The organism is Xanthomonas sp. CFBP 8152, from assembly GCF_014199025.1.
Taxonomy (GTDB): domain Bacteria; phylum Pseudomonadota; class Gammaproteobacteria; order Xanthomonadales; family Xanthomonadaceae; genus Xanthomonas; species Xanthomonas arboricola_B.
Window position 1 is genome coordinate 1 of the sequence record NZ_JACHNO010000011.1, and the last position, 13,927, is coordinate 13,927.

Sequence of the window (13,927 nt, forward strand, 5' to 3'; positions counted from 1 at the left end):
GCCCACATCAAGCGCTGAAGATGATGACCCCGGACGCAGCCTACACCGCTACATTAACCGCATGACCTGAGCGGAAACCGGTGGGTCATTACACGGACGGTCGTTTTCAAACAAGCCAGGGATCACAGATGGAAGGCAGCGCGTCATGACCGGCAAGACCAAGCTCAGTGTCGCCACCGTGCTCTTGCTTCTTGCCCTCATTGCAGGGGTCTACCTTTCCGGTCAGTTGATCCTGATGCTGTTGAAGGTGGCTGGGCCGCTCAGCTTCGACACCTACTGGTCTTACGTCAAAGCGCTCGACCTCCCGCAGTTCGCTCCCTATTCCCCCAAGATCAAGCTGGCCGGCGCCATCGGCTTTGGTGTGCCACTGCTGGCTTGGTTCGCACTGCTGATCCCACTGTTCAAGCCGAAGGCGGCCGCCTTGCATGGCGACGCGCGCTTTGCTTCGGGCAGTGATCTGGCCAAGAAGGACATGCTCAAACCGTCGCCAACCGGCATCGTGGTCGGCAAGCACGGCGGCAAGCTGGTGCGCTTGCCCGGTCAGCAGTTTGTGATCCTGGCCGCGCCCACGCGTTCGGGTAAGGGCGTGGGCATCGTCATTCCCAATCTGCTCGACTACCAAGGCTCGGTGGTGGTCCTGGACATCAAGCAAGAAAACTTCGATCTGACTTCCGGCTGGCGCAAGAGCCAAGGCCAGGAGGTCTTTTTGTTCAACCCCTTTGCCGAAGACGGGCGCACCCACCGTTGGAATCCACTGAGCTACATCTCGCCCGATCCGGCGTTTCGCGTGTCGGATCTGATGAGTGTTGCGGCCATGCTCTACCCAGATGGCTCCGACGCCCAGAAGTTCTGGGTGAGCCAAGCGCGCAACGCGTTCATGGCGTTTACGCTCTATCTGTTCGATAGCTTGGACGATCAGATCAAGCGCAAGCACCCGAAAGAGACCTGGATGTTCCCAACCCTTGGGATGCTCTATCGCGTGTCGTCTGGGGATGGGAGCGACTTGAAGGGCTACCTCAAAAAGCTCTCGCAGCGCGAGTTCCTGGGCCGCGACGCCAAGACGGCGTTCGACAATTTGCTCTCGCAAGCCGAGGAGACCTTCGCGTCGATCATGGGCACGTTCAAAGAGCCGCTCAACCAGTTCATCAACCCGATCCTGGATGCATCAACCAGCGACAACGACTTCCTGCTGACTGATGTGCGCAAGAAGAAGATGAGCATCTACATCGGCATCCAGCCGAACAAGCTGGCCGAAAGCCGCTTGTTGATCAATCTGCTGTTTAGTCAGCTCATCAACCTCAACACCAAAGAGCTGCCGCAGAACAACCCGGCGCTCAAGCACCAGTGCTTGCTGTTGATGGACGAGTTCACGTCCATCGGCCGGGTCGACATCATCGCAAGCGCGGTGAGCTACATGGCCGGCTACAACATCCGCTTGCTGCCGATCATCCAGAGCATGGCGCAACTGGACGCGACCTATGGCAAGGATGTCTCGCGCACCATCATCACCAACCATGCGTTGCAAATTGTCTATGCCCCACGCGAGCAGCAAGACGCCAACGACTACTCGGACATGCTCGGCTACACCACGGTGCGCAAGAAGAACAAATCCCACACCAGTGGCAAGCAAAGCAGCGTGTCCTACTCTGAGACCGAGCAGCGCCGCGCATTGATGCTGCCGCAAGAGTTGAAGGCGATGGGCTTTGACAAGGAAGTCTTCCTCTATGAAGGCATCCCAAGCCCGGTGCTTTGCGAGAAGATCAAGTATTACGAAGATGCGTATTTCACCAAACGCTTGTTGCCGAAGGTGAAGATCGAAGCCTTACAGATGGCGCTTGCATGAGTGATAGCACACCTTCCAATAAGCCTCAAAGTCGATTGAAGGCTGATGGCAGCCACAGTCAACAGCTGCTGCGCGACCTGGCATTAATCAATGCGCGCACTGTGCAGCAGTTAGGGCCATTGCAACCAAGTGCATCCGTAGAAAAACCTAAGCGTAAGCCCAATTTTCCAAGTCCAATGCAAGGCCTCAATCAGGATGCTCTTATGACTCAGACCAACGATTCTTCCCCTGATTCGGTCGGCAAACGACCGCCAGTGCCACAAGGCTTGCGCGAAAGCTTCAAGGATTACCCCGATCACATCGCGCGGCTGGAAAGCGCCCTCCAAGAGTCGGTCGATAAGCCATCGCCGATCACCCCTCCGTTGGAGTTTGCGATCTGGGCGATCGAGGGCTGTATCGATACTTTCATTGACGAGTCACGCGAAAAGCTACGCATTGCGGAGCAAACAGTTGACCAAGAGGCAATCGCATTAGCGAGGTCAACGCATCTGCTTATGCTTCACAGCGCCGCTAAGGGCGCATGGAAGGGGCAGAACTTGATGGATTATTTTGGCTTCCCAAGTTCGAAGTATCCCAATGGTCAAAGCCAGCGCACCGATCAGGATGTTCAAATGACACAGGAAAATTCTCCTTCATCTGGCTCGATTGACGAATATCCTCCCGTTCCCGAAGGGTTGCAGAAAATTTTTCAGGAATACCCTGAATATATGGATAGATTGAAATCGGCCCTCAAAGAGTCGGTGGATAGTCCGTCATTGGTCACTCCTCCTCTTGAAATTGCAATATGGAACCTAGAAGATTGCTTGGATTCCATCTTGGGTGAGGTCAACAGGGAGCTTAGGGAAGCTGAGGAGGACGGTGATCCGGTAAAATTGGAGGCGGCCGAGAAAAAGCGTAGGCAGCTTGGGCCTGCGGGGTTCAGTCACAACTGGAAAGGCAGCAACATGTTTGCCTACTTTGAAGCACGCGGAAATCGGCAGTCATGACCGGAATTCAAGACCCGCTTGATCTGGGACAGCACGAAGATATTTTCAGGAAGCAAATTCTAGCTGACCTGAATTTTGAGGGACTCTCAAGTTATGAAAGTCCTAGGGCAATCATTCTGGCGGGCCAGCCTGGAGCTGGTAAAGGCAGTTTAGCGCGAGCGGCAAGCAGCGATTTGCATGGTGATTCCATAAAGATCGATCCTGACGAGCTTCGCAGATATCATCCAAGGATAGATGAGTTTCGGCATGAAAATCCGTTCTCTTGGTCAAGTCGGACTCATTCCGACGCAAGTCAATGGGCCGATGAACTTTTAGCGGAAGCTACCTCTTCAAAGAAAAATATAATCTTCGATACAACCTTGGCAAATGGGGAATGGGCATCGAAGACGCTCATTAAAGGTCTTCAAGACAATGGTTATGAGGTTGAGGTCCGCGCCGTTGCGTCACCTAAGCTAGAAAGCGAGCATGGTGTCGACAGCCGATTTACGGCGAATATCGACAGGGAGGGCTATGGTCGTTATGTGCCTGAGGGCGCGCGTGATGCAATCTATAGCAGAATTCCGAGTAGTTTAGACACGATCCATGCAGTCAACAACGTGCCCATCCGCATCTTCAATCGTGAGGGCACCGAGCTTTACGACAGTCGCACCGATGCACGCATGCCTGGCCAAGCGATGGAAGAAGCGCGCAACGCGCGGCTTAGAGATCCGGCTTTCACAGAGCATCTTCGAGAGGCTTGGCAAAAACAATTCGATTGGCACCGTGATCTGCCGGAACACGTGCAAGAAGTCCCCAGATCCGATCCTGCTCTCCAAGCCAAATTGCTCGCTGAGCACGCCGAGCTGCACGTCAGTGACGGCGTGAACAGCCGGCTGGAAGGCATCGCCACTATTGATGAACTCGTGCGGCCAGGGGCTCCGCCTGCACGCGTGCCTGTGCCGGAGCCGGAGATCCCAGGCCTGCGTCGCGCCGGGATGACAGCAGGGCTTGCGGGCTTGGGTGTTGCCGCGACCGCCTACGATGCGTCGCAGACCGGAGAGCGTGTTGGCACGCTGTTGGCACAAGACAACCTCACTGCTGCACGCTCAGAAGCGTTGCACTTTGCTGCCCGAGGCGCGGGCGGCTGGGCGGGCGGCGCCGCTGCCGCTGCCGTTGTTGGCACAACCGGTGCAGGCCCTGTCGCGTTGGTAGTTGCCGATGGCTATCTGTTCAGTGCCGCTGCCGACAAGGCCGCGACCTTGTGGGACAACCGCCAGATTTACACACAGACCGATAAGCAGGGCGTGAGCTGGGAGTTCAACGGCAGCCAGTGGCTTCGCCAAGAAAAAGCCGACTTGCAAGACGATGGCGTGGATACGCCACAGAAGCAGGGCATGTTCGCGCTGCCCGAAAAGGCGCGCGAGCTGAACTATCACGCCAGTAGCGAAGCGACCGAGCAGGCGCTGGGCAAGGTGCAACCCAGTAATCCTTATGTGCAGCCATCCAGTGAGGCAGATGCTGCGCATCTCTACGCACGTGATTGGCGACACGATCCGGTGAGTGGCCAGTGGTCACGTATGGTCGCCGACGAAGTCGATCGGAACGATCGGCCCGTCTGGACGGTTGATCCGGCAAGCCCCGAGCGCAGTGCCGCGTTGGATCAACAAGCAGCCCAGGTGGTGGACGCCAACATCGTCCGTGGCCCAGCCGCGATTGCAGCGACTTATCAGGCTGCCCACCAGCGCAATGGCTGGGATGACTTCGGCCCGGTGCCAGCGGCCGTGCAAACAGCCTTGAACCCGGACTCGTTGCAAGCCTCGGACGGCAAGCAGTATCAGCGCGATACGCAAGGTCAGTGGCGCCATGACGGCGTTGCTGCCGAAGGCAATGTCCCGTTGGAACTCAACGCAACGCGCGAACGCTTGCAACCGGCATTGGACCAGCACGCGCAGGCGTTGGCACAGATGCCTGCAAGGCAAACGCCAACGCCACAGCAGCAAGACCAGGCCAATACCGAAGCGACCTATGCCGCCTATGGCGTTGCGCCCAATGCCCAGACTGCAGGCGCGATCCAGCTTGCGGTGCAAAAAACCCGTGAGGCAAACGGGATTGATGCCGCGACCAGCTCTTTGGCGTTGGAGCGTGATGCGACCGGTCAATATTCGGTGGACAGCCCCATCCAGCATCTGAGCCGTGACGCCGATGGTGCTGTGCGCGTTGCGGCAACCACCAGCACCGCCGACATCCATCAGGCACTCGGCGAGGTGCAGTCACTTCGGCAGGAGCAGCCGCCTTCGGCCGGTGCACCAGACCTGCGCATTGATGCGCAATCGCCACAAGAACGCGATGCTTACGAGCAAGCGTTGCGGGAGGCCAATCGGCAAGGTGTGTCCACGCAAGAAGCGCAACAGGTCGCAAGCTTTGCGGCGACAGCTGTTACCGCCCCGCATGTGGACGAAACCCGAGCGCCTCAGGCAGCCATTGATGCGCAGCGGGATAGAGACGTTGCACGCGCTGCTGAGCAGCCTGCTGTAGCAGAGGCCGGCACACCTGCTCCGGTCGTGATGCCTGCCCCCGTCAACGCCCAAACGCGGGAAGAGCCGTCCCAGGTTGCCAAGCCTGCCGAGCCGAAGCCCGAACCTGTCCAACAACGCGAACCTCAAGAAACCCGAACACCTGAGGTTGCCGCACCCCCGACAGCCGGTGCAGTCCAGCCTAAGGCAGAGGCGGTAGACCCACCCTCGGCAAGCGCATCTGCGCCGAGCGCTGGATCGGCATCATCCGCTTCGACATCTGCCGATCAAGCGCCTACTCAGACCGCTGCCGCAATGCCGCCGGTATCAAGTGAGGTGGAAGGGCTGCGCCTGGGCGACCGAGGGCAAGAGGTCGAGTTCTTGCAGTATCGATTGCAGCAAATAGATGCCCGGGGTCCGAACGGTCAGGCCGTGCCGCAAGACGGGCACTATGGTCCAGAGACCGAACATGCGGTAAGGCAGTTCCAGCAAGACCAAGGGTTGCCGGCAACGGGCGTTGCCGGCCCAGACCTGGATGCTGCATTGTCCCAGACACAACACGCGCGCCGAGAAGCTCTGAAACCCATAGAGCCATCATCGGCCAATGCAGCGATGGAGCAGGGCGGTGAGCAGCAAGCCCGAGTAGGCACGCGACAGAACGATGCGCCATCGGCTGTTCCATTGCAGGCAGAGCAGCAAGAGGCGGTGCAGGCCTCGTCGCCGGCAATTCCAACGCAAAGCGAAATGCCAGCGCAGATTGTGTTGCCCGAGCGCCAACCCGCTGCCTATGCGTCGTCGCCAGGTTTTGGTGGGACAACTGCGCGCTCAAACGCACACGAACACGATGAGGATCGGGTCGAGCAAGCAAGGCCCTTCCAAGATGCCGCTCAGCAGGCGTTTCCCTCTGATCATCGGGATTACGCGTTGTTCTCTGCCATCCAGGCGCAGCTCCCCAGGGGCACATCCGATGAGAAGACGGCCGAGGTATTGCATGCCGTCAAAGAGTCAGGGATCGAACGTGCGGCTGAACTCCGCAAAGTGATCATCCAAGATGATGTCGCCTTTGTCTTTGGCAAAACGCCCGGCTTTCACTCGGAAACCTCGCTCAACACGCCATCGCCTGGCATCAATGAAACCTTGCAGAAGACAGAGGCAATGGATCAGCAACGGGCGCAGGAGATGGTGCAGTTCCAGCGCGAGCGCGAAAAAATCGACAAGAACCCAACAGGCCCCGTCATGACGCTTGCTGCCCACTCTCAGCAGCAGGCGATGTCTGGCGGCGATGGGGGCGGTGGCTGACGCATTGAGCGTAGGATTCATGCTTCGACCTAGCAATGTGTGGCTGCGCTTTGCGCAACGCACCTTCGCTTGACGCAAGCCTTGGTTGCTGAAAAAGCAATAGCGTGGGGCTTGCGAACTTAGGTTTGGCGCCAATGCCAACGCCAGATCAACAAAACGCAAATGTAATTTTAATGTCTGCGCGGGTAGCCTCAACTCACGCAAGTTGTGCAGTAGATCTCGAAGTGTAGGTGCTATGGATAGCGAGTCAGGTCAGACGGATGACGCAGAACAACCGCTCTTTCGTAAGCGAAAGGGGCCGGAGACAACTTCCACACTCGGCGACTTAAAAGATGCGTTTCCCTCGTCCATCCGGATCTGGATTGGCTGTGGCTGTGCGCTTTTCCTCTTGCTGGCCACGTTTGTTCTGACCGCGTCCTACTCCAAGCGGGAGCACGTGTCGGGCCAGATCATTTCGACGCATGGGCGAGTGGATATCCGTAGTGGAACGCCTGGCCTCATCCTGTCGACGACATTGAAGCCCAATGCCTTGGTCAAGAAGGGCCAAGTGCTTGCGGAGCTGTCAGCCGACATCACCGACGAAGCGGGTCGCTCTTTGTCCGATGAGACGATCAAGCGTGCGCTCACCCGATCAGAAGAGCTGACCAAGGAGCAATTACAGACGCATGACTTTTCTGGCCAGCGCGAGCGGGAACTGACGCGTCAAGTCGAAGAAACGACCGGCGCGATGCAGGAAGTCGCTCGCAAGATCTCAATCTTGGAAAAGAAATACGCCAAGAACAAAGAGCTCTTGAAGACCATTGAGCCGCTGCTTGCTGAGAAGTATGTGTCCAAATACACCTACCTCACCTACGAAAATGCTCTCTTGGATGCAGAAGCGGAGATCCAGGATGCCCGCGCGCAGCAGTCCACACTTCGTAATCAGCGTGCCGCATTGCTGGGTGAAATCACCGAGATAAAGACAACCGCCAGCAGACAAGCGAGTGAGATCGAGCGTGAGAAGTCCACGATCGAAGATCAAGTGGCCAGAGCCAAGTCCGACCGGCTGCAAACCATTACTTCACCCTTGAGCGGCACCGTTGCAGCAATCTATGCATCCCAAGGTCAGCGCATTGGCACCGACTCGATCATCGCGTCCATCACCCCAAGCGAGTCGGTGTTCGAAGCTGAAATTCTTATTCCTTCCAGGGCCATCGGACATGTGAATGTCGGCACCGAGGTGCTGCTCAACATCGCCGCATTCCCGAAAGCAAAATATGGCGCCATCCAGGGGCGCATCGCATCGCTGTCAACGCAAACGAGTCCCCTCGGTGAGTTGGAGCGCCGCTATGGTCGCCAGTCGCCCACTGAGCCGGTTTACACCGCCAAAGTCGCCTTGCCTTCCCAGACCATTGGAGTTGCCCAAGAAGCGAAGTCCTTCCTGCCGGGGATGGAAGTGGACGCGGAACTGATCTTGGAGGGCCGCAAGATCTGGGAGTGGATGTTTGACCCCTTCCAAACCATGGGATCACGCTTGACGGGTGAAAAGCGATGAAGGACGTCTTGACGCCATCAGCCAATGGCGATGCCGAGACGGATCGCTCTGCTGAACCAAGCCTGGTGTTCTCCTCGAAGCGCCGTGTGCCGCATATCCGTCAGACGGAGTCGAGTGAGTGCGGCCTGGCCTGCATTGCGATGCTGCTCTCCTACTACGGCCATGAAACGAGCCTCGGGGAGCTTCGCAACCGCTTCACGGTGTCGACCAGTGGGGCAACGCTCGCCTCGCTGATTGAAATCGCTGACGCCAACGGACTCACGACGCGTCCGCTTCGCTTGGAGCTTTACGAACTGCCCAAGCTGTCGTTGCCTTGCATGGTCCACCTACACCACGGGCACTTTGTCGTGCTGACGGCTGTGAGGGGAGGGCATGTTCACATCAGCGATCCCGCAACAGGCGTCAAAAAAATCAAGCTCAATGAGTTCGATGAGCTTTTTAGCGGCATTGCGTTGGAGGCGCATCCGGGTCCGGCCTTCAAGAAGATCAAGAGCGTGCCATCGGTGTCGCTTCGCGATCTGGCAGGCTCGCTTCGGTCCCTGGTGCCCGCGTTCTGGGGTGTGGGCATCTTGGCGCTCTTCTTGGAAGGCTGTGCGCTGATTGCGCCGCAATATCTGAGACTGACCATGGATCAGGTGCTCAGCGTCAAGGACGATGGTCTGGTCACCACATTGGCGATCGGCTTTTCGATCGTGCTGCTGGTCCAGCTCGTCTTGACCGTTGCCAGGAAGTGGACCTTGCTGTGGATCTCTTCGACCACTGGCTTACGGTGGAGCAGCAACTTGTTCCGTCACCTCGTGTCGCTACCCCAGTCGTATTTCGTAAAGCGGCACACCGGGGATATTTCAAGCCGCTTCCAGTCGATCTACTCCATCCAGCAGTCACTCACGACGAAGATGATGGAAGCGGTCATCGATGGGGTGATGTCTTTCCTCATGTTGTTGCTCTTGATGAGCTACGACGCGCCGCTTGCCTTCGCCTTGTTGGCTTTCACCATTGCCTATGTGGGTTCGCGCTACGCCTACTACGCCAAGCTCAAAGAAGCCAACCTTGATCAGATCAACATTGATGCACGCCGGCAAAGCTTGCTCTACGAAACGGTCCGAAGCATCCAGCCCATCAAGCTGTTCAACAAGTCAGCGCTCTGGGCGTCGCGCTTCACGAACTACAGCGCGAAAGCGACCAATGCGACCATCGGGGCCGAGCGTATCCGCATTGGGTTCGATTCTGTCCAGCTTCTCATCCAAGGCCTGTGCCGCATTTTCGTGATCTGGGAGGGCACACGGCTGGTGCTCAGTGGCGATATGACGATCGGGGTGCTGACGGTCTTTTTGATCTACGCGACCCAGTTCAGCCAACGCAGCATCAATCTGGCCGACTACTTGATGCAGCTCCGGCTGCTTCGCTTACACACCGAGCGCATTTCAGACATCACGCACAGCGAGCCTGAGTCGTTTCTGCATGGCAACGGCGCGCTGGAGGATGCTGCGCCAGCTATTGCCATTGCCAACGGCTACTTCCGCTACTCGTCTACGGACAAGTGGATCATGAGCGCTTTGCAGCTCAGGGCCCCGGCAGGCCAAGTGATTGCAATTGTCGGGAACTCAGGCGTGGGTAAGACCACACTCATCCGCGTTCTGGCGGGGCTTGAAGATCTTCAAGTTGGGGACTTCTTGGTCAATGGAGAGGATCTGCGCAAAGTCGGTAAGTCGAGCTACCGGAGCAAGGTCAGCATCGTCATGCAGGGAGACAATCTGTTGTCCGGGACGTTGTCGGAAAACATCTCCATGTTCGATGAGCACATTGACCAGGAACGCCTCGTGCAGGCTGCGAAATTGGCATGCATCCACGACGATATTCAGCGCATGCCAATGGGCTTCAACACCAGAGTCGGCGACTTGGGAAACACGCTGTCAGGCGGTCAAAAACAACGGATATTCTTGGCGAGAGCCTTTTACAGGCGCACCAAGTTGTTGCTGATGGATGAGCCTACGACTGGGGTTGATGAGCAGATGGGCATCCAGTTGATGAAGAACATCAAGAGCATCGGCGCGACCACGGTCGTCGTGACGCACGACAAGAATATCTCTCGGATGTGCGATATGCACTATCTCTTCGTGAGCGGAAATCTAAGACCTTTGATCAAGGAGCAGCCTAGATCCTTTGAAGGCGGCGCTGATGTGGATGCCACCGAAAAATCTAACCAGCAATGATAAGTTGAAACGTTCAATAAATATTTTCGGAGGGAAAATGCAGTGGTGTATTCAATGAGTAAAACGATCGTGTCTGAAGTCAATGCACAGGATGGAGCGCTGTAATGAGAGAATTGACAAACGAAGAGCTGTTCTTAGTCGCAGGTGCGGCAGCCGCTGCGGACGTCGATCCAAGTGAGCCGCCCACTGAAATTCCTCCAATTGTTGTGAACCCACCTCCGAGTCCGCCTCCGACTATTCCCCCTTCACCGCCAGTTGAGCAGCCAGGGCCGATAACCCCTCCGGGCGGGGGTGGCGGTGTGCCCACGCCTTTGCCGCCTCTGGTGAGCGGACTCGGTGCGGGTGCAGACGCGTATCTGAATAAAAGCGACGAAGTGAAGAGCTTGCTTTCAAAATATCTTGCGGGCGGCGCGGACGTCGAGTTTAAAGATCTCGGAACGGTGAAGGGCGAGGTTGATGCAGGTAACATCTATCTAGATGACGACCTCAAAGGAACCTCGCTTCAAGCTGCAACTGTGCTGAGTCACGAGCTTTATCATGTCTATAACACTGTGAACTACGGAACGACAGCGCCGACCCAAGAACAATATGTCAGCGCATGGCTTAATAATGAGGCCGGCTCAGTCATGTTCGAGATGAACTTTGTTAAACAGGTTGAGGCAACCAGCATCACCCAATATCCAGCTGATCTGAGTAATATCTATAACCAAATTGGCACCACGCTAACAACGGAGCAGGCGACCGCTAAAATAGCTGAGTGGTATGGTAATCAAGACCATGGTGGTGGGCAAACTGTGAAGCAATATTACGAATCTGTTTACAATTCAAATAAAAAGTAGGTGAAATTATGAGATTGTATCGTAGTGGTCCTCTTTCATTAGTAATTTTAGTTGCTGTATTTTTAATGCCGATATTGGCATTCGGGGGCGCTTTGAGCTCCGATAAAAAAATCAGCGACCTAATATCGTTGTTCAGCTCTGGCGTCGATGTCGAGCAGCCTCAAGTTGAGAAGCTGATTGGAACTGATATGGCTAAGGTCCAGATTACAAGGGATGAGCCACTTCGTCGCCACTACCGGGTCTCATTAGATGACCCGAAATCTCAGGTGACTGCATTGAGCTTCGGGGCTCATCGTAATGACGCAGGATCTCAGGTATGGAAAATAGCTGCGTTGGCAGCCATTTACGCTGACAAAAAAGTCCCGGGCTGTGAAAAATACGACGATATAGTGAAGAAGTATGACTTTATTGAAGGCATTCGTGAACCCCGATCCGTGATAAAGGGTGCAGCTTGGACGCAGCCGGCGACCTTGGCGAAAGGGCCGTATAAAATTTATGTGTCGACTACGGATGTTACCTCGCCTTGTATTTCTGGATTTAGCGTTTCCACGAACTCGACTGATAGCTCGTCTGCTTCTGGCAAAAATACAAGGAGCTAGTCTTCAGTCTTGCGTCGGTCAATCAATTTTCGGTTGACCGATACAATCCGATGTCTTGACTTTGATCGCCGTTTTTTAAAATGCCGGAAGCTTCTGTTGGCGTTTAGTTGCCAGGATGGTTAATCTAATGGGTAGGAGATTGGCTTTTATAAGCGTAATGGTTATTGCGATGGCGGTGTGTGCACACGCCGAAAATATAAATTCGGAACTAAGTTTGGATGAGGTGATTGGTAAAATCTATGACCCTAATAAGCCAGTAAATTATGAGACATTTCGCGAAATTGGACTCAGTGATTTCCATCAGGTGAGTTCAAGTCGATCTTTGAATATTGCTTTTCGCTCAAATGCGTTCAAGACGCGGGATCAGTATGCGATCTCCTTTATTGAGTTTAGGGTTCCGCCTGAGCTCGATAAAGGAGTGAGTTTTATGTATATGGAGCTGGTGCCTGGGCGCTGCTATGAGCTATCTAAGATCAGGCAAAAGTTTGCGCTTACTTCGTATGTCTTGCCACCCAATCCCCATGCGCCACTGGCCGACGCCAGTAAGGAGATTTTCTATGAAACCAATCTTGGTGAAACGTCAGTGTATATAAAGGCGAGTTCGAAGGGCGAGTGCTTGCTTGGTCTCACGAGAAGTCGAAACTGATGAGGTTCGCTGGCGCTAGCCAATTAGTTGTCTAATCGACTAGCGCTAAGGTGGACTTCCTATAGGGGGTGCGTGAAATGAATGAGGTTATGCGTTACATGTTCTCGTAAACAGCCGAGATGATCATTGCGAGGCAGTAGCGGAATTGCACTACGGCTCGGGTCGCTTCCTCAAATTGTTCTGAATGATGAGCGAGTAGACGAGGAGGGCAGGCACGCACGTCAGGCAGATGCCAATGAAAAACATGCCATAGCCTTGGCTTTGTCCATGGAGCGTGGTGAGATAAGCCACTGCTAGGCCTGAGAAGCCGGCGAGCACCCTGCCGAAGATGGAGTAAAAGCTGGTTAGCCAAGCGTAGTGCTCACCTGCGCGTCCAAGCGTGACCAGCTTTGACATGTAAGCAACCAGGGCTATGCCGGTATAGCTACTGGCAAGGTTTTGAAGAATAACGCTAGCCCAAAGCAGTTCAGCAGACTGCTCGTGGGACGAAAGCGATGCAAGAACGAGGAGGGCAAGGGCTTGGAGAGCTGCGCCAACAAGGATGGTCGTGCTCAAGGACATGCGCTTCAAGCTTGTGCCTGCAGCCAAAATTCCGAGGAAGGCTGCTGGGATACCAAGCCAGATATGCAGGGAACCGACCACATTCTTTCCAATGCCAAGGGCATAGAAGAAGGGATTGATCATGGGACCCAGAAGAATGTCCGGTAGGCGATAGCAGCCGATGAAGACGACCACTGCGATCCATCCTTGGAGCGTGGAGGGTCGAAGGGATATCAGCGGAGACCCCTGCTTCTCCGCACTCGTGCGACCTGGGGTGAGGACGCGATCGGGATGAGATCGCAGAAAGAGCGTTCCGCAGATGGGCACCAACATCAGGGGAAGCAGAAGTGCATAAGCAACTTGCCAGGACAGCCGCGCTGCGAGCAAGAACACCAGACCGTCGCTCAGCAGTAGAGCAATGCGGTAGCCAAATTGGTAGGCAGTGAGGAGCTTGGCTGGCTGCTGGTGCACTGCCTCTTGTTCGATCCGGAACGCATCGACTGAGGCATCCAGGGTCGCACCGCCAAAGGCTGCTGCGATGCAGCTCAGTGCAATCAGCGGAAGGCTGCCAGCGACAACGCTCAGGACAAGGCCTAGGAGAGAGATGGCGACCATGATCGAAGACAAGACAATCCAGCCTTGACGGTGCGACATGGTGCTTCTAACGACCGGCGCACGACGTTGGTCGAGATGGCGGGCCCATAGGAATTTGAGAGAGTAGGGAAGTGCGGTCCAAGCCAAGGCACCGATGACTGCGATCGAAAGCGACTTTTCGCTGAGCCAATAGCCTAAGGTGCTGCCGATCAGCGGATAGGGCAAACCAGAACCGAAGCCCAGGAACAAAAATCCAGTCCAGGCCTTGGTCGACCTTGATGTCACTTCGTGCATAGGTTGCAACTGCCTTGTCGCTTCGGTTCGTCCATTCGTATCAAGGAA

General features: G+C 55.6%; 8 protein-coding genes and 1 pseudogene. 8 read left to right on the forward strand and 1 reads right to left on the reverse strand.

The genetic code is table 11. From position 1 onward, the window contains the following. Nucleotides 1-145 precede the first annotated feature (145 nt). The 8 genes and pseudogenes from FHT09_RS19920 to FHT09_RS19955 all read left to right on the forward strand — a co-directional run bounded on the left by FHT09_RS19920 (nt 146) and on the right by FHT09_RS19955 (nt 12,451). Nucleotides 146-1,843 (forward strand): type IV secretory system conjugative DNA transfer family protein, encoded by a 1,698-nt coding sequence (locus FHT09_RS19920; RefSeq protein ID WP_011269837.1) that lies wholly within the window; start codon nt 146-148, stop codon nt 1,841-1,843. A gap of 266 nt (nt 1,844-2,109) precedes the next feature. Further along, a pseudogene (locus FHT09_RS20390) lies at nt 2,110-2,289 on the forward strand (hypothetical protein); the annotation flags it as partial. Nucleotides 2,290-2,825: 536 nt separating this feature from the next. Further along, nucleotides 2,826-6,620, forward strand: coding sequence for a zeta toxin family protein (locus tag FHT09_RS19930; RefSeq protein ID WP_146096591.1), 3,795 nt, complete (start codon nt 2,826-2,828; stop codon nt 6,618-6,620). A gap of 235 nt (nt 6,621-6,855) precedes the next feature. Further along, nucleotides 6,856-8,154, forward strand: coding sequence for an HlyD family efflux transporter periplasmic adaptor subunit (locus FHT09_RS19935; RefSeq protein ID WP_005924029.1), 1,299 nt, complete (start codon nt 6,856-6,858; stop codon nt 8,152-8,154). Continuing rightward, the gene (locus FHT09_RS19940; RefSeq protein WP_104607441.1) at nt 8,151-10,367 is read left to right on the forward strand and encodes a peptidase domain-containing ABC transporter; all 2,217 of its coding nucleotides are present in this window, start codon (nt 8,151-8,153) and stop codon (nt 10,365-10,367) included. The genes FHT09_RS19935 and FHT09_RS19940 overlap by 4 nt, the downstream gene beginning before the upstream one ends. A gap of 104 nt (nt 10,368-10,471) precedes the next feature. Beyond that, complete coding sequence (locus FHT09_RS19945; RefSeq protein WP_104607440.1) at nt 10,472-11,206, forward strand: hypothetical protein; 735 nt, start codon at nt 10,472-10,474, stop codon at nt 11,204-11,206. 8 nt (nt 11,207-11,214) lie between these two features. Next, on the forward strand, nt 11,215-11,805 hold the full coding sequence (locus FHT09_RS19950; RefSeq protein WP_011269831.1) for a hypothetical protein: 591 nt from the start codon (nt 11,215-11,217) through the stop codon (nt 11,803-11,805). Between the two features lie 127 nt (nt 11,806-11,932). Next, entirely contained in the window at nt 11,933-12,451 is a 519-nt protein-coding gene (locus tag FHT09_RS19955; RefSeq protein WP_080506215.1) for a hypothetical protein, read from the forward strand. Between the two features lie 150 nt (nt 12,452-12,601). On the opposite strand, the gene FHT09_RS19960 is transcribed toward FHT09_RS19955, so the two are convergent. Next, a complete protein-coding gene (locus tag FHT09_RS19960) occupies nt 12,602-13,879 on the reverse strand; it encodes an ABC transporter permease (protein WP_104607438.1) in 1,278 nt (425 codons plus the stop codon). Between the last annotated feature and the right edge of the window lie 48 nt (nt 13,880-13,927).

Coding starts and splice junctions, on each gene's coding strand:
- FHT09_RS19920 (WP_011269837.1), top strand. CDS start 146: ATGACCGGCAAGACCAAGCTCAGTGTCGCCACCGTGCTCTTGCTTCTT.
- FHT09_RS19930 (WP_146096591.1), top strand. CDS start 2,826: ATGACCGGAATTCAAGACCCGCTTGATCTGGGACAGCACGAAGATATT.
- FHT09_RS19935 (WP_005924029.1), top strand. CDS start 6,856: ATGGATAGCGAGTCAGGTCAGACGGATGACGCAGAACAACCGCTCTTT.
- FHT09_RS19940 (WP_104607441.1), top strand. CDS start 8,151: ATGAAGGACGTCTTGACGCCATCAGCCAATGGCGATGCCGAGACGGAT.
- FHT09_RS19945 (WP_104607440.1), top strand. CDS start 10,472: ATGAGAGAATTGACAAACGAAGAGCTGTTCTTAGTCGCAGGTGCGGCA.
- FHT09_RS19950 (WP_011269831.1), top strand. CDS start 11,215: ATGAGATTGTATCGTAGTGGTCCTCTTTCATTAGTAATTTTAGTTGCT.
- FHT09_RS19955 (WP_080506215.1), top strand. CDS start 11,933: ATGGGTAGGAGATTGGCTTTTATAAGCGTAATGGTTATTGCGATGGCG.
- FHT09_RS19960 (WP_104607438.1), bottom strand. CDS start 13,879: ATGCACGAAGTGACATCAAGGTCGACCAAGGCCTGGACTGGATTTTTG.